This is a genomic window from Shinella sp. 1A1, from assembly GCF_055379515.1.
Genome location: NZ_AP039671.1, coordinates 683,972 through 704,540, shown reverse-complemented (window position 1 = coordinate 704,540; position 20,569 = coordinate 683,972). Strand labels below are relative to the sequence as shown.

The window sequence follows — 20,569 nt, the reverse complement described above, 5'->3', positions numbered from 1 at the left end:
ACCGGCGGGGAGGATCAGTTCCGCGTGGAATAGTCCGCCATGTTCTTCGGCGTGACGAGCTCGAAGGGCACCCAGACCTGCCTGTCGACGGCCTCGCCGCGGGCGAGCGCCACGGCGGCGTCCAGCGCGCTGCCGGACTGGCCCCTGGCGTTCTGGAACACGGTCGCGTCGAGATCGCCGGCCGCCATGGCGGCAAGGCCGTCCTGCGTGGCGTCGATGCCGATGACGATCACGTCGTCCATGGAGACGCCCGCCGCCTTCAGCGCCTGGATGGCGCCGATGGCCATTTCGTCGTTGTTGGCGAAGACCACGTCGATGGGCTGGCCGGCGGTGATCCAGTTCGTCGTCAGGTCCATCGCGTTGGTGCGCGTCCAGGCGGCGGACTGCTCATCGGCGATCGTCACGGCCTTGCAGTCGCCGCCCGTCAGGGCGTCCTTGAAGGAGGAGGTGCGGTCGCGCGAGGCCTGATGGGCAAGGTCGCCCATCAGGATATAGACCTGCGCATCCGACGCCTTGCCCTTCTCCTTCAGCAGCGAACAGGCCGCCTCCCCGGCAAGCCGCCCGGCATCCGTCTCCTTCGAGCCGACATAGGCCTGCTTTTCGGGAAGACTGGCGAGGTTTTCCGGCTCGAGATTGAGGAACACGAGCGGAATGCCGGCCTTGGACGCCGCCTCGCTGACGCCGGGGGCGGCGGAGGTGTCCGTCAGCGTCATGATGATCGCATCGACGCCGGCGGCGATGAAGTTGTTCACCTGGTTGAGCTGCTTGGAGATGTCGGTCTGCGCGTCCTCGACCTGCACGTTGACGCCGTTCACCTCGGCGGCGCGGGCGCCGATACCCTCGCGCAGCAGCGTCTGGAAATTGTTGTCGAAGCTCTGCATCGAGACGCCGATCGTCTCAGCCGAAGCAGCGCTTCCCATCAAGGCGGCCAGAACGGCCGCCAGGCATAGAGATTTCATGTCATTCCTCCCAATGGGTGCCGGTTCACCCGCTCGCACACCGGAGGCCCGAAGGGCCCGATCGATGATGCGTGGACTCAGGCGAGCGCCACGCGCACCTCGCCGTCGATCACCTCGGCGGGATAGGTCTTCAGGTTCTCGCAGGCGGGAAGGCGGAGGGCCTCGCCGGTGCGATAGTCGAAGGCGCCGGAATGCTTGGGACATTCCACCTCGAAATCCATGACGAGCCCGTCGGCGAGATGGATCGCCTCATGGGTGCACAGGCCCGCCGTGCAATAGACGCTGTCGTCCGGGCCGCGGTAGATCGCATAGGTGCGGCCGCCATGGTCGAAGCGCACGGCGCCCTCCTGCTCGATATCGTCGATCCTGCAGGCGGATACCCAGGTCATTCTGCGGCTCCCCGGACTTCGGTGCGGGCCTTGCGGGCGGCAAGCTTTTCCTTGCGCCTGCGGTAGCGCTCCTGCATGCGGGCCTCGCCCTCCGGCGAGCCGTCGTGCCAGGTGCCGAACCACTTATCGAGCGGGATCAGGGCATCGCCGTAGTTCACCTCGAAATACTTGTGGTGCAGGTAATGCGCATAGGAATGGCTATCGACCAGCTTGTCCTCGCCGACCTCCACCTTGTCGAAGCCGACATGGCCGGGAATGGCGCCGAAGCCGGCATAGTGGAGCTGGTAGAGCATCAGCACCGGGTTGGACGGCAGGATCAGGTGATAGAAGGCCGTGCCGAGATAGAGGAAATGCTCGACCGGATGCATGGACAGCGACGACCACGGCGACGGGTTCACCGAATTGTGGTGGACCGAGTGCACCCATTTGTAGAGGAAGGGCACGTGGATGAGCCGGTGGATGCAGAAGAAGTGGAACTCGTGGATGATCGGCACGACGAGCGCGACCAGCGCCAGCGTCCACGGATTCTCCGCGAAGGTCAGCCAGGGCGCATAGCCGTTGGCATAGGCCCAGAGCATGGCGACCTCGATGGCCGTCCAGATCGTCACGCCCGACAGGAAGGTGCGCAGCATGTTGTCGACGTTCTGGCGGTCGAACCAGAAAACGTTGTTCTTCTGGTCGGAGGGGAACCTGCCATTGTACTTGAAGCGGTTCTCCTGCCGCTTCAGCACGTAGAGGTGAAGCTCGAAGGCGCCGTAGAACAGGAAGACGCAGACCGCGTTCACCGCATAGAGCCAGAGCGCCCAGCCGATGGCGAGCGTCTTCATCGTCTCGACCGGGGGGATCACCCAGGCCCAGTAGGCAACCGCCGAGAGCGCGAAGATGACGTTCCAGGGGAAGAAATAGTGCGGCAACCACCTGAGGATCGCCATGAGCTTCGGCGGGAAGGCGAACAGCGGCGCGGTCTCCACCGGATCGTTCGGCGCCCAGTCGCCGCGCTTGTTGCGCTTGCCGTATTTCAGATCGTCCATTGCGCTCTCCTTCGGGCTTTCGCCCGCACAATTGCCGGATGACGGGAGAGCGCCGCCGGCCCTCCTCCTGACTTGAAAAATATCAGGAACAGGGCGGCGCGCCGAAGGCTTCCTTGATCAAATCAGATCAAAGCCCCTCGGCCGTGATGGTGATGAAGCGGATGGGATTGCGGTCCGGTTCGATGTCGGTCAGGCCGATCCGGCGCAGGACGAGATCGAGGGCGCGCTGGGCCTGCGCCTCCGGCGCCTGGTCCAGCACCACGTCCATGATGCCTTCGCTCAGCGCCGTGCGGGTGTAGTCCGTCAGCTCATGGCCGACGAAGAGGATGTCGCGCCCGCGCGGGTGGCGCTGCAGCACGCTGATCAGCGCCGCATTCGCCCCGCCCGCATTGTAGAGGCCGACGAGATCGGGGTGTCTTTCGAGCACCATCGCCAGCGTCTCCGCGCTGAAATGCTCCTCGTCGCGGGTGAAGCCGAGCCATTCGAAGGCGATGGGGCCGGGATGCCTGAGGAAATAGTCGGAGAAGCCGCGGATGCGGTCGCGATGCACCTGATAGATGGGATGACAGAGGGCGACGACCGGCCCTTGCGCCCGCGCCATGCGCGCGATGAAGAAGGCGGCCGTGCGGCCCGCCGCATGATTGTCGATGCCGACGAACTCGCCCGTATGGCCCGAGGCGCGCGTGACGACATGGACGACCGGGATGCCCCGGGCGACCACCGCCTCCACCGCCGCGCTGATCAGCGGGCTGTTGGGAACGGCGAGGATGAGGCCCGCCCGAGGCGTCTCGGTGGAGAGGATGCGCCTTGCGATCGCTTCCGGCTTCATCTCCTCGGTGAAGCTGCGCTGGACGACCACCAGCGGATCGAGCGTCGCGGCAATGCGCTCGAAGGCCCGGGAAAGCCGCCGGTAGAACGTCGTCTCCGGCCGCACCATCAGCACCTCGATGCGCAGCAGCCCGCGATGGGTATCGGGCAGCGTGCGCGGATATTTGAGGGCGCGCGCGGCGATCACCACCCTGGCGACGAGGTCCGGCCGCACGCCGCCGCGCCCGTTCAGCACCCGCTCGACCGTCGCCGTCCCCACGCCGGCATGGCGGGCGATGTCGCGGTAGTTCGGCTTGCTCACGGTGCGGCGTCCTTCGATGGCTTCAGGGCGAATCCGAATCTAGCCCAACCTTGCCGCTCACGCGCGCTCCAAAATGGCATCCGCCGCCTTTTCCATCCCGCCCCTCGTTGGGCGGCAGCGATTCCATGGCTTAGCGACCGCCTAAGCATCGCTGAATCAAACACTCATGTCCGCTTTTTTTCCCTTCCCTTACACATCGGCAGGACCGGTCACAAAGGTGGCGCTCCGGGAAGGAAAGGAAAGCGGCATGGCAGTGGAAAAAGTGGACACGCTCGTCATCGGCGCCGGCCAGGCGGGCGTCGCGATGAGCGAGCATCTCGGCAGGCGCGGCATTTCCCATCTCGTCCTGGAAAAGGCCCGCATCGCCGAGAACTGGCGCACCGCCCGCTGGGACAGCCTCGTCGCCAACGGCCCCGCCTGGCACGACCGCTTTCCCGGCATGACCTTCCCCGGCCTCGACGGCGAGGCCTTTGCCCCCAAGGAGCAGGTGGCGGATTATTTCGTGACCTATGCGGAAAAGATCAAGGCGCCGATCCGTTGCGGCGTGGAGGTTCGGTCGGTCAGCAAGGAGGGCGAGACCTTCCGCGTCGAGACCTCCGACGGCGTGATCGAGGCGCGGAACGTCGTCTCGGCCACCGGCGCCTTCCAGCGCCCCGTCATGCCGGCGCTGGTACCGCAAGAGAAGGGCCTGACGCAGATCCATTCCAACGCCTATCGCAATCCCGGCCAGCTGCCCGAGGGCGCCGTGCTGGTGATCGGCGCCGGATCCTCCGGCACGCAGATCGCCGACGAGCTCCTGCGCGCCGGCCGGCGCGTCTACCTTTCCATCGGCCCGCACGACAGGCCGCCGCGCCGCTATCGCGGCAAGGATTTCTGCTGGTGGCTCGGGGTGCTGGGCATCTGGGACCTCAAGGTGCCGGCGCCGAACACCGAGCATGTCACCATCGCCGTCAGCGGCGCCTATGGCGGGCAGACGGTCGACTTCCGCCGCCTCGGCAATCGCGGCATGACGCTGCTCGGCCGCGCCGAATCCTACAGGGACGGCGTGCTGCATGTCGCGCCCGACCTTGCGGAGAACATCGCGCGGGGCGATGCCAACCATCTCTCCCTGCTCGACCGCGCCGACGCCTATGCGGCGGAACACGGCCTCGACCTGCCGGAGGATCCCGAGGCGCGCCACAGGGAACCGAATCCTGCCTGCGTGACCGACCCGATCCTGACGCTGGACCTAAAGGAGGCCGGCATCAACTCCATCGTCTGGGCGACGGGCTATGCGGTGGACTACGGCTGGCTGAAGCTCGACGCGCTCGACGAAAAGGGCCGCCCCGTCCACGAGCGCGGCGTCTCGAAGGTGCCCGGCCTCTTCTTCGTCGGCCTGCCGTGGCTGTCGCGCCGCGCCTCCTCCTTCATCTGGGGCTGCTGGCACGACGCGGATTATCTCGCCGGCTACATCGCCGAGCACCGCAGCGGAAAGGACGCCGGCGTCGCCGCCGTGGCCTCCTGAAAGGCCAGGCACCGGCCGCCCGCGAGGAGGAAGCGAGCATGCCATGAACCGTCCCCCCGCCCCGAGGCGCGAGCGCGCCGTCCACAGCCTGACGGAACGCACCCTTTCCGCGCGGGCGAATCTGTTCCTTAATTGGGGCCTCAACAGGGGAACAGACATGGCCTTGCGCTTCACGCTCCGGCAACTGGAGTATCTCGTCGCGGTCGGGGAATTCGGCTCCGTCACGGAGGCGGCCGAACGGGTGAACGTTTCGGCGCCGTCCGTCTCGGCGGCGATCTCGCAGCTCGAGAAAGAATTCGGCATCAACCTCTTCGTGCGCCGCCACGCGCACGGCCTGTCGCTGACGCAGGCCGGCCACGGCTTCGTCGCGCAGGCGCGGCAGATCCTCTCGGAAGCGGCAAAGCTCAACGCGCTTTCCAACGAGCTGACCGGCCAGGTGCGCGGGCCGCTGCATGTCGCCTGTCTCGTCACCTTCGCGCAGGCCGTCATCCCGCCGCTGCGCCGCGCCTTCTCCGATACCTATCCGGATGTCGACTTCTTCCAGTACGAGCGCGACCAGGCGCGCATCCTCGAAGGGCTGCGCATGGCGCGCTTCGACATCGCGCTCAGCTACGATCTCGACATTCCCGCCGACATGACCTTCCACGAGCTCGCCGTGCTGCCGCCCTATGCGGTGCTCGACGAGGACCATCCGCTCGCCGGCCGCCGCGAGGTGACGGTGGAGGACCTGGCGCCGCATCCGATGATCCTGCTCGACCTGCCGCATTCCTCGGCCTATTTCCTCTCGCTCTTCCGCGATGCGGGCCTGACGCCCCATGTGGCGGAGCGCACGCGCGACATGTCGGTCATGCGCGCCATGGTCGCCAACCGCTTCGGCTACTCCATCGCCAATATCCGCCCGGTCTCCACCTATGCGCCGGACGGCAGCCGCCTCGTCTTCGTGCCGCTCACCGGGAACCTGCGCCCCATGCGCATGGGCATCCTCTCGATGGCCGATGCCAATCCGGCGCTCACCGTGCGGCGCTTCATCGACTTCTGCGGCGAGACGATCCGCGGCATGGGCATGGACCTGCCGGTTTCCGCCGACACCCCACCCGCAAAGAAAGGCAGTTCATGACGACGACCATCGACTGGCGCGCCCGCGCGGCGAGCCTGAAATTCCGCAACGGCCTCTATATCGACGGACGCTTCCGCGATGCGGCGAAGGGCGGCCGGTTCGAGACCGTCAACCCCGCCAATGCGCAGGTGCTGACCGCCGTCGCACGCGGCACCGCCGAGGATATCGACGCCGCCGTCGCCGCCGCCCGCCGCGCCTTCGAGGACGGCCGCTGGTCCGGCAAGTCGCCGGCCGAGCGCAAGGCCGTACTGCTGCGCCTTGCCGCCCTCATCCGCGAGAACGTGCCGGAACTCGCCCTCCTCGACACGCTCGACATGGGCAAGCCGATCGGCGACAGCTCGACCATCGACGCACCCGGCTCCGCCCACTTCTTCGAATGGCATGCCGAGGCCATCGACAAGCTCTATGACGAGATCGCCCCCACCGGGCGTGGCGACCTCGCCATGATCCGCCGCGTGCCGCTCGGCGTCATCGGCGCCGTCGTGCCGTGGAACTTCCCGCTCGACATGGCGACGTGGAAGCTCGCGCCGGCGCTCGCCACCGGCAATTCCGTCGTGCTGAAGCCGGCCGAGCAATCGCCGCTCTCCGCCCTCATGCTGGCCGAGCTTGCCTCCGAGGCGGGCCTGCCGGACGGCGTTCTCAACGTCGTGCCCGGCTTCGGCGAGGATGCCGGCCGCGCGCTCGGCCTCCATCCCGATGTCGACGCCCTCGTCTTCACCGGCTCGACCAAGGTCGGCAAGCTCTTCATGACCTATGCGGGGACAAGCAACATGAAGCAGGTCTGGCTGGAGACGGGCGGCAAGTCGCCGAACCTCGTCTTCGCCGATGCCGATCTCGACAGGGCGGCCGAGATGGCGGCCTTCGGCATCCTGTTCAATTCCGGCGAGGTCTGCTCGGCCAATTCCCGCCTCCTCGTGCACCGCTCCGTCCAGGAGGAATTCACGCAGAAGCTGATCGCCGCGACGGCCGCATGGCCGCTCGGCGACCCGCTCGACCTTGCCACGCGCATGGGCCCGCTGGTGGAGAAGAGCCATGCCGACCGCGTCGCCTCCTATATCGACATCGGCCGCAGGGAGGCGCGCCTTGCCCATGGCGGCACGCGCGAGACGCGCGACGGCTCGGACTGCTACATCCAGCCGACCATCTTCAACGAGGTCGCGCCGGACGCGCGCATCGCGCGGGAGGAGATCTTCGGCCCTGTCCTCGCCATCACGCCCTTCGACAGCGACGAGGAGGCGCTGCGCATCGCCAATGACAGCGAATACGGCCTCGCCGCTTCCGTCTGGACGAAGGACCTTTCGCGCGCGCTCTCGGTTTCCGACCGGCTGAATGCCGGCACGGTCTCCGTCAACACGGTCGATGCGCTCTCCGCCATGACGCCCTTCGGCGGGGTCAAGCAGTCCGGTTTCGGCCGCGACCTCTCCATCCACAGCTTCGACAAGTATTGCGCGCTCAAAACCGTGTGGGTGAAATACTAGGCATCTGCCCGGGCCGGCGGCACGCGCCGGCCCGTATTTCGATCATCGGCCGCGCCGGCTCCAGCTTGCGCTTTTTCCCGCAAGCCGAAGCCGGCACCGCCGTCTTCATAATTGACTGAAATCAAAAGATATTTTGCAAGACGCCGTTTATTCGCGCGAAAACTGAAAAGGCGCGGCCTTCACACCGCGCATCTCGATTAGCCTGAACCTAATCCATGCTTCCGGAACGCATCATTTACCGGAGGCACTTCGCCCAATCCAATAGCCTCACAAAACCCGGGGACCGCCATGCGTGACGCCAAATACGATATCCTGTTCGAACCCCTCGCGATCGGCCCGCATGTCGCGAAGAACCGGTTCTACCAGGTGCCGCATTGCAATGGCGGCGGCTATCGCGACCCCTCGGCGGCCGCGGCCATGCGCGGCATCAAGTCGGAGGGCGGCTGGGGCGTCATCTTCACCGAGCAGACCGAGATGCACCACACCTCGGAGATCACGCCCTTCATCGAGCTGCGCCTGTGGGAGGACAAGGACATTCCCGGCCTTCGCCGCATGTCCGACGCCATGAAGGTGCATGGCGCGCTCGCCGGCATCCAGCTCGCCTATTCCGGCATCAACGGCCCGAACTTCTACACCAAGGAAGTGCCGCTCGCCCCGTCTGCCTTGCCGATCCGCACCTTCACCAACGACCCGGTGCAGGCCCGCGCGCTCGACCTCACGGATATCAAGAATCTCCGCCGCTGGTTCGTCAACGCGGCGAAACGCTCCAGGGTCGCCGGCTTCGACCTCATCTGTCTTTACGGCGCGCACGGCTTCGGCATCTTCCAGCACTTCCTGTCGCGCGCCACCAACCAGCGCACCGACGAATATGGCGGGAGCCTCGAAAACCGCTCGCGCTTCGCCCGCGAAGTCGTCGCCGATATCCGCGATGCCGTCGGCGACACGACCGCGATCACCATGCGCGTCAGCCTCGACGAGACGATCGGCGAGCTCGGCTTCTCCAATGCCGAGGTGCGCGAATTCGTCGAGATGAACGCCGACCTGCCCGACCTCTGGGACCTCGCGCACGGCGCCTGGGAAGACTGCTCCGGTCCCTCGCGCTTCAAGGAGGAAGGCGCGCAGGAGCTGCTGGTCAAGGGCATCCGGGAACTCTCCTCGAAGCCCGTCGTCGGCGTCGGCCGCTTCACCTCGCCGGACGTGATGGCGCGCATGATCCGCCAGGGCGTGCTCGATTTCATCGGCTGCGCCCGTCCCTCCATCGCCGATCCCTTCCTGCCGAGGAAGATCGAGGAAGGCCGCATCGAGGACATCCGCGAATGCATCGGCTGCAACATGTGCATCACCGGCGACATGACCATGTCGATCAGCCGCTGCACGCAGAACCCGACCTTCATGGAGGAATGGCGCAAGGGCTGGCACCCCGAGCGCATGAACGAAAAGGGCGAGAGCCAGACCGTGCTCGTCGTCGGCGCCGGCCCCGCCGGCCTCGAAGCCACCCGCGCCCTCTCGCTGCGTGGCTATGACGTGACGCTGGCCGAGGCGACCACGACGCTCGGCGGCCGCGTCGCCCGCGAACGGCTGCTGCCCGGCCTTTCCGCCTGGGGCCGCGTCGTCGATTATCGCCAGTACCAGATTTCCCAGCGCACCAATGTCGAGACCTATTTCGACAGCCGCCTGACGGCCGAGGATGTGCTGGGCTTCGGCTTCGAGCATGTCGCCATCGCCACCGGCTCGCACTGGCGGCGCGACGGCGTCGCCCGCCAGCATGTCGTGCCCATGCCGATCGACCCCGCCATGACCCTCTGGACGCCCGACGACGTCATGGCGAAGGTCCATCCCGAAAATCTCGCCGGCAAGACCGTCGTCATCTATGACGACGACCACTATTACATGGGCGGCGTGATGGCCGAGGTGATGGCCAAGGCCGGTGCCAACGTCATCCTCGTCACGCCCTCGGCCTATGTTTCCGACTGGACGCGCAACACGCTGGAACAGGGCGCGATCCATGTGCGCCTCGACGATCTCGGCGTCGACATCCGCCTCAACCGCGGCGTCACCGCCATCCGCGCCGGCGAGGTCGAGACCAACTGCACCTATACCGGCCGCAAGACGGCCATCGGCTGCGACGCCGTCGTCATGGTCGCCTCGCGCCTCGCCGAGGATGCGCTCTACAACGATCTTATCGCCCGGCAGGCGGACTGGGCGGATGCCGGCATCAGGACGGTCAAGATCATCGGCGATGCCAGCGCCCCGGCCCCCATCGCCTGGGCGACCTATGCCGGCCATCGCTATGCGCGGGAACTGGACACGCCCGATATCGGCGATGCCCTGCCCTTCCGCCGCGAAGTCACCCAGCTCGAACCGGCGTGAGGAACGACGCATGACTGAGCCCAAGGCCATCGAAGTGAAGTCGGTTTCCAAAAACTTCGGGGCCTATCAGGCGCTGAAATCGGTCAGCTTCGACATCGGCAGCAACGAGTTCTTCACGATGCTCGGCCCCTCCGGCTGCGGCAAGACCACGCTGCTGCGCATGCTCGCCGGCTTCGAAAGCCCGGATGCAGGCTCGATCCTCTTGAACGGCAAGGAAGTGGTCTCCATTCCACCGCACAAGCGGCGGGTCAACACAGTCTTCCAGAGCTACGCCCTCTTCCCGCACATGACGCTGGAACAGAACGTCGCCTACGGCCTCGAAAACCTCGGCTGGCAGCAGGGTCGTATCAAGACGCGCGTCGGCGAGATGCTGGAGCGCGTGCATATGGGACCGATGGCCAGGCGCAAGCCCGCCCAGCTCTCCGGCGGTCAGCGCCAGCGCATCGCCCTTGCCCGGGCGCTGGCGCCCGAGCCGGAGGTGCTGCTGCTCGACGAGCCGCTCTCCGCCCTCGACCTGAAACTGCGGCAGGCGATGCGCGACGAGCTGCGCACGCTGCAGCGCGACACCGGCATCACCTTCGTCTTCGTCACGCACGACCAGGAAGAAGCGCTCGACATGTCCGACCGCATCGCCGTGCTCGGCGGCGGCGAGGTGCAGCAGATCGGCACGCCGGCCGAGATCTACGAGGAACCGGTGAACCGCTTCGTCGCCGATTTCGTCGGCGAGACAAATTTCCTCGACGTGGAGGTGCTGGAAACCAACGGCGGCGAGGCGACCATCCGCACGCCCTTCGGCCTTTCCATCACCGTGCCGGCAACCGGCCCGACCGCCAGGGGCCGCGCGACGCTCTCCGTGCGCCCGGAAAAGATCAATCTCGGCAATCAGGCAGAAGGGATCACCTTCGAGGGCCGCATCACCAACAAGAACTATATGGGCGGCTACACCCATTACACGCTCGACGTCGCGGGCACGGAACTGCGCGCCTCACGCCGCAACGCCTCCCGCAAGGGCGACACGATCCCGCTTGGTGCGACGGTTCCCGTCGGCTTCGTCGCGGGCTCCGCGCGGGTGCTGGCGGCATGACGGACAGCGCCCTCCATATCCCCGCCGAAACGGTGCGCGCGCCCCGCGCCCGTTTCTGGCACGATCTTTCCTTCTGGGGCCTGCTGCCCTCACGCCTGCTGATGGGCTTCGCGCTGATCCTGCCGATCTTCATCATCGCCGCCGTGTCGGTCGCGACGCGCGGCGCCTATGGCGGTTTCACCTGGGATTTCAACGTCGCCGGCTACAGCCAGATCCTCTTCAACGAGGGTTGGACCGGGGAGCTGGAATTCACCCCGCAATATCTCCTGATCATCGGCCGCACCTTCCTGCTCGCCGGCGCGACGACGCTGATCTGCCTCCTCTTCGCCGTGCCGGTCGCCTATTTCATCTCGCGCCAGCCGCCGGGCCGCAAGGCGGCGCTCGTCTATCTCGTGACGCTGCCCTTCTGGGTCTCGATGATCCTGCGCGTCTATGCCTGGATGATCATTCTCGGCAAGGACGGCACCTTGCCGAAATTGCTGGAAACGCTCGGCTTTCCTGCCGGCATGAGCTTCATGTTCAACGACGGCGCGACGCTGACGGCCATGGTCTATACCGCCATGCCCCTGATGGTGCTGCCGGTCTTCGCCTCCATCGAGAAGCTGGACGGCACCCTGATCGAGGCCTCGCACGACCTCTACGGCGACCGCTGGGTGACGCTGCGCCGGGTGATCCTGCCGCTGACGGCACCAGGCCTTACGGCGGGCGCCATCCTCGTCTTCGTCCCCTCGCTCGGCGCGGTGCTGGAGCCGACCCTGATGGGCGGCGGCAAGCAGATGATGATGGGCTCGCTCATCCAGCTCCAGTTCGGCGGCGGCCGCAACTGGCCCTTCGGCGCGGCCATCGCCATGGCGCTGATGGCCCTCGTCATGGTCTTCCTGATCTTCACGGCGCTGCGCGCCGCCCGCCGGGAGGCGACGCCATGAGCATCCGCCACGACGTCAAGCGCTATCCGGGCCTTGCCCCGCTCACCGTCTTCTTCTTCCTCTATCTCTATGCGCCGCTCGCGGTCATCGTCGTCTATTCGTTCAACGCAAACCGCGTGGCCGGCGTGTGGACCGGCTTCTCGCTGAAATGGTACGGCTCGGCACTTAACAATGCCGCGCTGATGAATGCGCTGAAGACCTCGCTGACGGTCGCGGCCATCGCCACCGTCGTCTCCACCCTCGTCGCGCTTTCCGCCGCGCTCGCCATCATCCGCGGCAAGGACCTGCGCTTCCGCAAACTTTCCGAGACCGTCGTCAACCTGCCGTTGCTGCTGCCGGAAATCGTGCTGGCCGTCGCCACGCTCCTTCTCTTCTCGCTGCTCGATATCCAGAACGGCATGCTGCGGCTCGTCATCGCCCATTCCGCCTTCTGCACGCCCTTTGCCTTTCTGCCGATCCGCGCCCGCCTGCAGGGCATGTCGCTGGACTTCGAGGAGGCGAGCGCCGACCTCTATGCCGACCGCTGGACGACCTTCCGCCGCGTGACGCTGCCGCTGATCTTCCCCGGTGTCTTCTCCGGCGCGATGCTCGCCTTCCTCATCTCGATGGACGACTTCATCACCTCGAACCTGCTTTCGACCGGCGGTTCGACGACGCTGCCCGTCTACATCTTCTCGCTGATCCGCGCCGGCACCTCGCCGGAGCTGAACGCCATCGCGACGCTGCTGATCCTGGCATCGCTGGTCCTTGCCACCGTCGCGCTACTCGTTGCCGCGCGCGGCGCCCGCGAAAATGCAGAACCGTAATCACAGAACGATAATCAAAGAGAGGAACATAAAATGAAGAAATACCTTGCCGCCACCGCTCTCGCCCTCTGCTTCGCCACGAGCGCGCAGGCCGCCGGCGAACTCAACATCTATGCCTGGGCCGAATCCATCTCGCCGGACCTCATCGCGAAATTCTCCAAGGAGAACGACGTGAAGGTGAATGTCGACAGCTTCACCTCCAACGAAGACCTTTTGACCAAGCTGCAGGCCGGCTCCTCCGGCTACGACATCGCTACTCCCTCGCAGCACTTCCTGCGCGTGATGATCGACCAGGGCATCATCGAGAATTTCGAGGCCAACAAACTCAAGGCCTATGAGAACATCGAGGAGAAATGGCGTAACCAGTGGTGGGACGAGAAGCAGGAATATTCCATCCCGCTCGCCTACGGCACTGCCGGCTTCGTGGTGAACACAGACCAGTACAAAGGCCCGACCGACAGCTTCAAGTATTTCTTCGAGCCGGCGGAAGAACTGAAGGGCAAGATCGCCCTCCTCTCCTATCCCGACGAGGTGATCGGCGCTGCCCAGCTCTATCTCGGCGTACCCTTCTGCTCGGAAGACCAGGCGGAGATGAAGAAGGTGCTGGACCTGCTGATGGCGCAGAAGCCGTCCGTCGCGGTCTACTCCTCCGACAATATCGCAAGCCGCCTCGCGTCGGGCGAAGTCTCGGCGCATTTCTGGTGGGACGGCGACTCGCTGCGCGCCCGCAAGACCGGCTCGCCGGTCAAGCTCGCCATGACCAAGGAAGGCCTCGTCGGCTGGATGGACAGCTATGTCATCCCGAAGGATGCGCCGAACCACGACAACGCGGTGAAGTTCATCGAGTTCATGTCAACGCAGGAGAACGCCACGGAGCAGATGAACTTCTACTCCCATTCCTCGCCGATGAAGGTCATCGCGGACAAGGTCGTCAATACGAAGGAAACGGCGCCGGAACTCTATCCGGACGTGCCGATCACCTTCTCGCGCACCTGCTCGGCCGCCGCGCAGGACTTGGTGACCCGCGTCTGGACCCAGCTTCTTCAATAGCAAGACATTGGCGCCGCGGGTAGCCGCAGCGCCCTACCCGAAATCAAGGAGATCTCCATGCCCGTGCACACCCGCATCCGCCCCTTCAACACGAAGGAAACCTATCCCGAGCAAAAGCTGAACAACGATCTCTGCCAGGCCGTGGTGGCGCGCGGGACGACGGTGTTCGTGCGCGGGCAGATCGCGCAAGACCTCGACACGCGCGAGAGCCTGCATATCGGCGATGCCGGCGCGCAGGCCCGCAAGGCGATGGAAAACATCAAGATGCTGCTGGAGGAAGCCGGCTCCGACCTCAGCCATATCTGCCGCGTCGTCGTCTATCTCATCGATATCCGCTACCGCGAGGCCGTCTATACCGAGATGGGCAAGTACCTTCAGGGCGTCTTCCCTGTCTCGACCGGCCTCGTCGTCTCCGCCCTCGCCCGGCCGGAATGGCTGGTCGAGATCGAGGCGACCGCCGTCATTCCCGACGAAGCCTGAAGGAGGCCGGCATGACCTTTTCCGTCTCCGGCCGCTGCCCCGACACCGGCATGTTCGGCGTCGCCGTCTCCTCCTCCTCGCCGAGCGTCGCGGCGCGCTGCGCCCATGCGCGCGCCGGCGTCGGCGCGGTCTCGACGCAGAACGTCACCGATCCTCGCCTTGGCCCGAAAGGGCTGGACCTGATGGCCGGCGGCCTTTCGGCGGAAGCGGCGCTGGCGCGGCTCATCACTGAAGCCCCGCATATCGAATACCGCCAGCTGGCGCTGGTCGATGCCGAAGGCCGCACCGCCGCCTATTCCGGCGCGAAAACCCTCGGCACCCATGCGACGGCGTGCGGAACGAACGTCGTCGCCGCCGGCAACATGCTGACGAGCATCGAAATCCCGCAAAAGATGGTGGAGGCTTTCGAGGCCTCGGCCGGAAAGCATCTCGGTGACCGGCTGATCGCCGCCATGCGCGCGGCGCTCGCCGCGGGCGGCGAGGAAGGGCCGGTCCACTCCATGGGCCTCGTCATGGTCGACAAGGTCTCCTGGAACGTCGCGGACCTGCGCGTCGACTGGACCGAGGGCGATCCGATCGAGGAATGCGCCGCCCTGTGGGAGCGCTGGCGCGGCGAGATGGATGCCTATGTCACCCGCGCGCTCAACCCCTCGGGCGCGCCGAGCTATGGCGTGCCAGGGGATTTGTGAGAGGTGGTTTAATCTGCGCCGCGCCCGGGGCTGCCCCTCACCCTAGCCCTCTCCCCGCAAGCGGGGAGAGGGGACGTGTCACACGCACGGTTATTGGTTGGGGAAACCGGTCCGGCATATCCCCTTCTCCCCGCCTGCGGGGAGAAGGTGGCCGGCAGGCCGGATGAGGGGCAAGCGCCATCCCAAGACAAAAGTGATACCCTCCAATACGCCCAAAGCACCATCATCCCCAACCACACGACCGCACCCCCATGATCCCCTCCACGCCGGAAATCCTCGCCCGCCTCATCGCCGAGCCCACCGTCTCGCGCATGTCCAACCTCGCGCTGCTCGACTATGTGGAAAGCCTGCTGCGCCCCGCCGGCGCGCGCATCGAGCGATTTTCCCACCCAGACGGCAGCCGCGCCAATCTCTTCGCGACCATCGGGCCGGAAGGGGCCGGCGGCGTGGTCCTTTCGGGCCATACGGATGTCGTGCCGGTCGAGGGGCAGGCCTGGAGCAGCGATCCCTTCACGCTCACCGAGCGCGACGGCCGCTTCTTCGGGCGCGGCACGGCGGACATGAAGGGCTTCGTCGCGGCCAGCCTGCGCGCGGCGCTTATCGCCGCCGGCCGGCCGCTGAAGCGACCGCTGCATCTTGCCCTTTCCTATGACGAGGAAATCGGCTGCATCGGCGTGCGCGGCATGATCGAGGCGCTGGCGGCACGGACGGAGCGGCCGGCGCTGTGCATTGTCGGCGAGCCGACGGAGATGCGGATCGCCACCGGCCACAAGGGCAAGCGGGCGCTGCGGGCCTGCTGCCACGGGCAGGAGGGCCATTCCGCCCTCGCCCCGAAGGCCCTCAACGCCCTCCATCTCGGCGCGGCCTTCATCCAGGCCCTTGAGGCGCGGCAGGATGCGCTGGCGGCGCACGGCGCGCGCGATGCCGACTACGACATCCCCTATTCCACCATCCATGCCGGCATGATGCGCGGCGGCACCGCGCTCAACATCGTGCCGGGCCGCTGCGAGATCGATTTCGAGATCCGCAACATCGCCGGGGACGATCCCGCCGACATCCTCGCCGGCATCGCCGCCGATGCCGAAGCCATCGCGGCGCCCTATCGCGGCCGCTTCCCCATGGCCTACATCGAGATCGAGGAGGTTTCCGGCTATCCGGGCCTTGCCACCCGGCCGGACGCGCCCGCAGCCCGCCTCCTCGCCCGCCTGCTCGGCGACGAGACCACGCTGAAGGTGGCATTCGGCACCGAGGGCGGCCTGTTCGACCAGACGCTCGGCCTCTCCACGGCGATCTGCGGTCCCGGCTCGATGGAACAGGGCCACAAGCCGGACGAATTTATCGCGGCCGGGCAGCTTGCACGGTGCGATGCGATGCTCGCGCGCCTCACGGAAGAGCTCGAAACCGCCGCCTGACCCGTATTGCCGCCGATATGGCGCGAATAAGCTGTTGCCGCATGCACTCGCGATGCATAAGCTCCGGCGGCCGAAAGACGGCTTTTCGCACACGAGGATATCATGGCAACCGGAACTGTTAAGTTTTTCAACCAGGACAAGGGCTTCGGCTTCATCGTTCCAGACAATGGCGGACCGGACGTGTTCGTCCACGTATCGGCCGTTCAGCCGGGCGGGCTGCTGCAGGAAGGCACGAAGGTCAGCTATGACATCGGCCAGGACCGCAAGACCGGAAAGTCGAAGGCCGAGAACGTCAGCACGCTCTGAGAAGACCTGGAGCATTTCCGCTTTTCCCGAATCGCGAAAACGCTCCAGCTCTTTGCTTCTCCGCATTTTCGAACGCAGGGCCGCTTCGCGCTCTAGCCGGAAATGCACTCATTCGAGAACGGCCATGCGGGGATGCGGCTGCAGCAGCAGACCCATCGCCGCATCCGGCCGCTCATGGAATCCGATATGACCGTCGCCATCCGCACCGCCACGCAGCCGAGGACCTATCTTGCGGTCCTCGTCGTCCTGGGCTTCAGCCATCTTCTCAACGACCTGATGCAATCGCTGATCCCGGCGGCCTATCCGATCCTGAAAGATGCCTATGCGCTCGACTTCGTGCAGATCGGCATGATCACCATGACCTTCCAGATCGCCGGTTCGCTGCTGCAGCCGGCCATCGGCATGGTGACGGACAAGCATCCCGCGCCCTATTCCCCGGTCGTCGGCATGATGTTCACGCTGTCGGGGCTGGTCAGCCTCGCCTTCGCCCAGAGCTATGCGGTGATCCTCGTCTCGGTGGCCCTGATCGGCATCGGCTCGTCGATCTTCCATCCCGAGGCGACGCGCATGGCGCGCTATGCCGCCGGCGGGCGGCAGGGGCTGGCGCAGGGGCTCTTCCAGGTCGGCGGACAGGCCGGCGGCGCGCTCGGGCCGGTCTTCGCCGCGTTGATCATCGTTCCCTGGGGCCAGCCGAGCCTTGCCTGGTTCGCCGTGCTGGCGCTGATGGCGATGGGGCTCCTCGTCTGGATCGGCAGCAAGCAGCGCCAGATCAGCGCCGAATTCTCGGCGATGCGGGCGAAGGCCAAGACGGCGACCGGCACCGTGCGCCATGCCCCCGCGACGATCGGCGCGGGGCTGGTGGTTCTGACGCTGCTGATGTTCACCAAGAATGCCTATGGCGAGAGCTTCCGCTCCTTCTACACCTTCTATCTCATGGAGAAGTTCGGCCTCTCCATCCCCTCGGCGCAGATGATGCTGTTCATCTTCCTCCTGGCCTCGGCGGCGGGCGCGCTGATCGGCGGCATCGTCGGCGACCGGATCGGCCGCTACCGGATCATCTGGATCTCGGTGCTCGGCCCGCTTCCCCTGACGCTGATCCTGCCCTATGCCGATCTCTTCTGGACCGGCGTGCTGACGGTCATGATCAACCTGATCATGGCAAGCGCCTTCGCCTCGATCCTGATCTATGCCATCGAGCTTCTGCCGAACCGCATCGGCCTGATCGGCGGGCTGTTCTACGGCCTCAACTTCGGCCTCGGCGGCATCGCCGCCGCGCTCCTCGGCATCCTTGCCGACAGCTACGGCGTGGAGACGGTCTACCATCTCTGCTCCTTCCTGCCGCTGGCGGGGCTGCTCGCATGGTTTCTCCCGAGGATCGAGGAAGGCACCGGCGGATAAGCCGCCCGGCCTGCCTCTCCCGAGCGGCGGATATCCGCCGCGAACCCAATCAAGGAATTCTTTCGATGCCCGGTCCCTTTGTCGTACCCGTCCATGGCGATGCCGATCTGCCTGCGGAGGTCGACGTCGTCGTCATCGGCGGCGGCATCATCGGCGTCTCGACGGCGCTGGAGCTTGCCGAGGCCGGCCAGCGCGTCGCGGTGTGCGAGAAAGGTAGCATCGGCCACGAGCAGTCCAGCCGCAACTGGGGCTGGGTGCGCGTCGCCAAGCGCGACCCTCGGGAAATCCCGCTGGTGCTGGAAGCCCAGCGCATCTGGCGTGGGCTGAACGCGCGGACCGGGCGCGACACCGGCTTCACGCAGGCGGGTATCCTCTTCAACGCGGAAAACGAGCGGGAAGGCGCCGGCTACGAGACCTGGCTGAAGCATCTCGACGGGCTCGGCGTCGATTGCCGGATGCTCTCGGGCGCGGAATTTTCGGCCATGTTCCCGCAATCGCGCCTTCGCCCGCCCGCCGCGCTCTACTGCGCCGACGACGGGAGGGCCGAGCCGCAGAAGGCGGCGCCCGCCATTGCCGAGCGCGCCCGCGAATGCGGCGCGCATATCCTGACGGAATGCGCCGTGCGCGGGATCGAGACCTCCGGCGGGGCGATCTCGGCGGTCGTCACCGAGCGCGGCACGATCCGCTGCCGCGCGGCGGTGCTGGCGGGCGGGGCATGGTCGGAGATGTTCACCCGCAGCCTCGATGTCGGCATCCACCTGCCGCAACTGAAGGTGAAGAACTCGGTCCTGCGCACCGAACCGCATGACGGCGGCCCGGACCAGGCGATGTGGGCGGGCGATTTCGCCATCCGCAAGCGGCAGGACGGCGGCTACACCATCGCCTCGGGCATCGGCAACGTCGTCGACATCGTGCCGGCCTCCTTCCGCTATGCGCTCGATTTCGTGCCGGCGCTGAAGGCCGAATGGCGCGCGCTGATGCTGCGCGCCGGCTGGCGCTTTCTCGACGAGGCGCGCATGCCGCGCCGCTGGAGCCTCGACGAGCCGAGCCCGTTCGAATATTGCCGCGTGCTCGATCCCAAGCCGAGCCGCAAGCTGGCCGACATGGCCATGGCCTCGGCGCAGAAGGCCTTCCCGGCGCTGGCCTCGGCAAAGGTGGCGCAGCGCTGGGCCGGCTATATCGACGCCACGCCGGATGCCATCCCGGTGATTTCGGGCGTGGCGAAAATCCCCGGCTTCTTCATCGCGACCGGCTTTTCCGGCCACGGCTTCGGCATCGGCCCCGGTGCGGGCCGGCTGATGGCCGATCTCGTGCTGGGCCGCAATCCGGTCGTGGACCCGCGCGAATTCCGGCTCGAACGCTTCGTCGACGGCTCCAGGATCGAGCTGCTCGCCGGATACTGAAACGGCGGCGGACAGCAGCAGTTGCTCCCGACAGGCGAATTGACGTATCGAGGACGCGCACGCCGGGAGAACATGTTGCATGAGCGAAGAATGGGGACATTTCGATGAGGAACTGGAGCGCGCGCGCGTCGCGTGGCTCTATTTCATCGGCGGGCAGACCCAGCAGGAAATCGCCCAGCGCATGAACATCACGCGGCTGAAGGTCAACAAGATCATCGGCCAGGTGCGCGATTCCGGCAGCGTGCAGGTCAAGGTCAGCCTGCCGCTCACCGACTGCATCGAGCTCGCCGAGAAGGTTTCCGCCCGCTACGGGCTGGTCGATGCCGTCGTGGTGCCGGACCTCGACGACTATATCGAGCAGAAGCGCGTCATCGGCGAGGCGGCGGGATCGCTCGCCAGCGACCTGATCGAAGGGCGCGACATGGGGGTGGGGATCGGCTCGGGCCGTACCTTGAGCTTTGCCGTGCGCAGCCTGCGGGCGCGGCCGCGCTCGCAGAGCTGGGTCGTCGGCCTCACCGGCGGCGTCACCAGCGGCTCGGCCACCAACACGTTCGAGGTCGCCACGGCCTTCGCCCGGGCGCTCGGCGTGGAATGTCACTATCTGACGGCGCCGATCTACTGCGCCAATCCGGAAAGCCGCAACGCGCTGCTCCTCAACGACGAGCTGACGGACGTGCTGGCGCGCACGGAGATCGCCGATATCGGCATCGTCTCCTGCGGGGCGCTCGCGCAGGAGACGTCGCTGACGCAGATCCGCGTGGTGAAGGACAATCTCGACACGGTGCTGAAGCGCGGCGCGGTCGGCGAATTCATGGGATGGTTCCTGGACGCGCGCGGCCAGACGATCGACCATTTCCTCAACGATTCGATCATCGCGCTGCCGCCGGACAAGCTGAAGCTCAAGCCGATTTCGGTGCTCGTCTCCGGCGGCATCCGCAAGATCCCGATCATCCGGGCGATCCTGCGCGCCGGCTATGTCAACCGGCTGGTCACCAATGAAGGCGTGGCGCGGGCCCTTTTGCAGGGCCCGCGCTGAGG

19 protein-coding genes are annotated in these 20,569 nt (G+C 66.3%); 15 read left to right on the top strand and 4 right to left on the bottom strand.

Annotated features, from left to right (window positions below):
• Positions 1–14: 14 nt before the first annotated feature.
• The 4 genes from ACZ48C_RS03505 to ACZ48C_RS03490 form a co-directional block, all read right to left on the bottom strand.
• A complete protein-coding gene (locus ACZ48C_RS03505; protein WP_454634779.1) occupies positions 15–959 on the bottom strand; it encodes a substrate-binding domain-containing protein in 945 nt (314 codons plus the stop codon).
• Positions 960–1,036: 77 nt separating this feature from the next.
• Positions 1,037–1,348 (bottom strand): MocE family 2Fe-2S type ferredoxin, encoded by a 312-nt coding sequence (locus tag ACZ48C_RS03500; RefSeq protein WP_119258119.1) that lies wholly within the window; start codon positions 1,346–1,348, stop codon positions 1,037–1,039.
• Complete coding sequence (locus tag ACZ48C_RS03495) at positions 1,345–2,379, bottom strand: sterol desaturase family protein (protein ID WP_464782197.1); 1,035 nt, start codon at positions 2,377–2,379, stop codon at positions 1,345–1,347. The genes ACZ48C_RS03500 and ACZ48C_RS03495 overlap by 4 nt, the downstream gene beginning before the upstream one ends.
• A 127-nt stretch (positions 2,380–2,506) precedes the next feature.
• Positions 2,507–3,508: a LacI family DNA-binding transcriptional regulator gene (locus ACZ48C_RS03490; protein WP_464782196.1), complete on the bottom strand. Its 1,002-nt coding sequence runs from the start codon at positions 3,506–3,508 to the stop codon at positions 2,507–2,509.
• 247 nt (positions 3,509–3,755) lie between these two features.
• On the opposite strand from ACZ48C_RS03490, the gene ACZ48C_RS03485 reads away from it, so the two are divergent.
• From ACZ48C_RS03485 to ACZ48C_RS03415, 15 genes are all read left to right on the top strand, one after another.
• The gene (locus ACZ48C_RS03485) at positions 3,756–5,012 is read left to right on the top strand and encodes a flavin-containing monooxygenase (RefSeq protein ID WP_464782195.1); all 1,257 of its coding nucleotides are present in this window, start codon (positions 3,756–3,758) and stop codon (positions 5,010–5,012) included.
• A 157-nt stretch (positions 5,013–5,169) separates the two neighbouring features.
• A complete protein-coding gene (locus tag ACZ48C_RS03480) occupies positions 5,170–6,129 on the top strand; it encodes a LysR family transcriptional regulator (protein WP_318911137.1) in 960 nt (319 codons plus the stop codon).
• Complete coding sequence (locus ACZ48C_RS03475) at positions 6,126–7,607, top strand: aldehyde dehydrogenase (RefSeq protein WP_463620795.1); 1,482 nt, start codon at positions 6,126–6,128, stop codon at positions 7,605–7,607. Before ACZ48C_RS03480 ends, ACZ48C_RS03475 begins: the two co-directional genes overlap by 4 nt.
• A gap of 288 nt (positions 7,608–7,895) precedes the next feature.
• On the top strand, positions 7,896–9,977 hold the full coding sequence (locus tag ACZ48C_RS03470; protein WP_464782194.1) for an oxidoreductase: 2,082 nt from the start codon (positions 7,896–7,898) through the stop codon (positions 9,975–9,977).
• Positions 9,978–9,987: 10 nt separating this feature from the next.
• Positions 9,988–11,061, top strand: a complete 1,074-nt coding sequence (locus ACZ48C_RS03465) for an ABC transporter ATP-binding protein (protein WP_464782193.1) — start codon at positions 9,988–9,990, stop codon at positions 11,059–11,061.
• Entirely contained in the window at positions 11,058–11,987 is a 930-nt protein-coding gene (locus ACZ48C_RS03460) for an ABC transporter permease (protein WP_464782192.1), read from the top strand. Before ACZ48C_RS03465 ends, ACZ48C_RS03460 begins: the two co-directional genes overlap by 4 nt.
• The gene (locus ACZ48C_RS03455) at positions 11,984–12,793 is read left to right on the top strand and encodes an ABC transporter permease (protein WP_464782191.1); all 810 of its coding nucleotides are present in this window, start codon (positions 11,984–11,986) and stop codon (positions 12,791–12,793) included. The genes ACZ48C_RS03460 and ACZ48C_RS03455 overlap by 4 nt, the downstream gene beginning before the upstream one ends.
• Positions 12,794–12,826: 33 nt before the next feature.
• On the top strand, positions 12,827–13,843 hold the full coding sequence (locus ACZ48C_RS03450) for an extracellular solute-binding protein (protein ID WP_464782190.1): 1,017 nt from the start codon (positions 12,827–12,829) through the stop codon (positions 13,841–13,843).
• Between the two features lie 57 nt (positions 13,844–13,900).
• Complete coding sequence (locus tag ACZ48C_RS03445; protein WP_460927563.1) at positions 13,901–14,323, top strand: RidA family protein; 423 nt, start codon at positions 13,901–13,903, stop codon at positions 14,321–14,323.
• Positions 14,324–14,334: 11 nt separating this feature from the next.
• Positions 14,335–15,012 carry a DUF1028 domain-containing protein gene (locus ACZ48C_RS03440; protein ID WP_464782189.1) on the top strand — a complete coding sequence of 226 codons (678 nt, stop codon included), beginning with the start codon at positions 14,335–14,337 and terminating at the stop codon, positions 15,010–15,012.
• Positions 15,013–15,263: 251 nt separating this feature from the next.
• Positions 15,264–16,424 (top strand): acetylornithine deacetylase, encoded by a 1,161-nt coding sequence (argE, locus tag ACZ48C_RS03435; protein ID WP_464782188.1) that lies wholly within the window; start codon positions 15,264–15,266, stop codon positions 16,422–16,424.
• Positions 16,425–16,526: 102 nt separating this feature from the next.
• Positions 16,527–16,730, top strand: coding sequence for a cold-shock protein (locus ACZ48C_RS03430; RefSeq protein ID WP_119258105.1), 204 nt, complete (start codon positions 16,527–16,529; stop codon positions 16,728–16,730).
• A 186-nt stretch (positions 16,731–16,916) separates the two neighbouring features.
• Positions 16,917–18,128 (top strand): MFS transporter, encoded by a 1,212-nt coding sequence (locus ACZ48C_RS03425; RefSeq protein WP_464782187.1) that lies wholly within the window; start codon positions 16,917–16,919, stop codon positions 18,126–18,128.
• A gap of 65 nt (positions 18,129–18,193) precedes the next feature.
• On the top strand, positions 18,194–19,531 hold the full coding sequence (locus ACZ48C_RS03420) for an NAD(P)/FAD-dependent oxidoreductase (RefSeq protein WP_464782186.1): 1,338 nt from the start codon (positions 18,194–18,196) through the stop codon (positions 19,529–19,531).
• Positions 19,532–19,610: 79 nt separating this feature from the next.
• Complete coding sequence (locus ACZ48C_RS03415; RefSeq protein ID WP_119258103.1) at positions 19,611–20,567, top strand: sugar-binding transcriptional regulator; 957 nt, start codon at positions 19,611–19,613, stop codon at positions 20,565–20,567.
• Positions 20,568–20,569 lie beyond the last annotated feature (2 nt).

What these genes read in the sequence shown, in the direction of transcription:
- ACZ48C_RS03505 (WP_454634779.1), bottom strand. Translation starts at nt 959, where the DNA reads ATGAAATCTCTATGCCTGGCGGCCGTTCTGGCCGCCTTGATGGGAAGC.
- ACZ48C_RS03500 (WP_119258119.1), bottom strand. Translation starts at nt 1,348, where the DNA reads ATGACCTGGGTATCCGCCTGCAGGATCGACGATATCGAGCAGGAGGGC.
- ACZ48C_RS03495 (WP_464782197.1), bottom strand. Translation starts at nt 2,379, where the DNA reads ATGGACGATCTGAAATACGGCAAGCGCAACAAGCGCGGCGACTGGGCG.
- ACZ48C_RS03485 (WP_464782195.1), top strand. Translation starts at nt 3,756, where the DNA reads ATGGCAGTGGAAAAAGTGGACACGCTCGTCATCGGCGCCGGCCAGGCG.
- ACZ48C_RS03480 (WP_318911137.1), top strand. Translation starts at nt 5,170, where the DNA reads ATGGCCTTGCGCTTCACGCTCCGGCAACTGGAGTATCTCGTCGCGGTC.
- ACZ48C_RS03475 (WP_463620795.1), top strand. Translation starts at nt 6,126, where the DNA reads ATGACGACGACCATCGACTGGCGCGCCCGCGCGGCGAGCCTGAAATTC.
- ACZ48C_RS03470 (WP_464782194.1), top strand. Translation starts at nt 7,896, where the DNA reads ATGCGTGACGCCAAATACGATATCCTGTTCGAACCCCTCGCGATCGGC.
- ACZ48C_RS03465 (WP_464782193.1), top strand. Translation starts at nt 9,988, where the DNA reads ATGACTGAGCCCAAGGCCATCGAAGTGAAGTCGGTTTCCAAAAACTTC.
- ACZ48C_RS03460 (WP_464782192.1), top strand. Translation starts at nt 11,058, where the DNA reads ATGACGGACAGCGCCCTCCATATCCCCGCCGAAACGGTGCGCGCGCCC.
- ACZ48C_RS03455 (WP_464782191.1), top strand. Translation starts at nt 11,984, where the DNA reads ATGAGCATCCGCCACGACGTCAAGCGCTATCCGGGCCTTGCCCCGCTC.
- ACZ48C_RS03450 (WP_464782190.1), top strand. Translation starts at nt 12,827, where the DNA reads ATGAAGAAATACCTTGCCGCCACCGCTCTCGCCCTCTGCTTCGCCACG.
- ACZ48C_RS03445 (WP_460927563.1), top strand. Translation starts at nt 13,901, where the DNA reads ATGCCCGTGCACACCCGCATCCGCCCCTTCAACACGAAGGAAACCTAT.
- ACZ48C_RS03440 (WP_464782189.1), top strand. Translation starts at nt 14,335, where the DNA reads ATGACCTTTTCCGTCTCCGGCCGCTGCCCCGACACCGGCATGTTCGGC.
- argE (WP_464782188.1), top strand. Translation starts at nt 15,264, where the DNA reads ATGATCCCCTCCACGCCGGAAATCCTCGCCCGCCTCATCGCCGAGCCC.
- ACZ48C_RS03430 (WP_119258105.1), top strand. Translation starts at nt 16,527, where the DNA reads ATGGCAACCGGAACTGTTAAGTTTTTCAACCAGGACAAGGGCTTCGGC.
- ACZ48C_RS03425 (WP_464782187.1), top strand. Translation starts at nt 16,917, where the DNA reads ATGACCGTCGCCATCCGCACCGCCACGCAGCCGAGGACCTATCTTGCG.
- ACZ48C_RS03420 (WP_464782186.1), top strand. Translation starts at nt 18,194, where the DNA reads ATGCCCGGTCCCTTTGTCGTACCCGTCCATGGCGATGCCGATCTGCCT.
- ACZ48C_RS03415 (WP_119258103.1), top strand. Translation starts at nt 19,611, where the DNA reads ATGAGCGAAGAATGGGGACATTTCGATGAGGAACTGGAGCGCGCGCGC.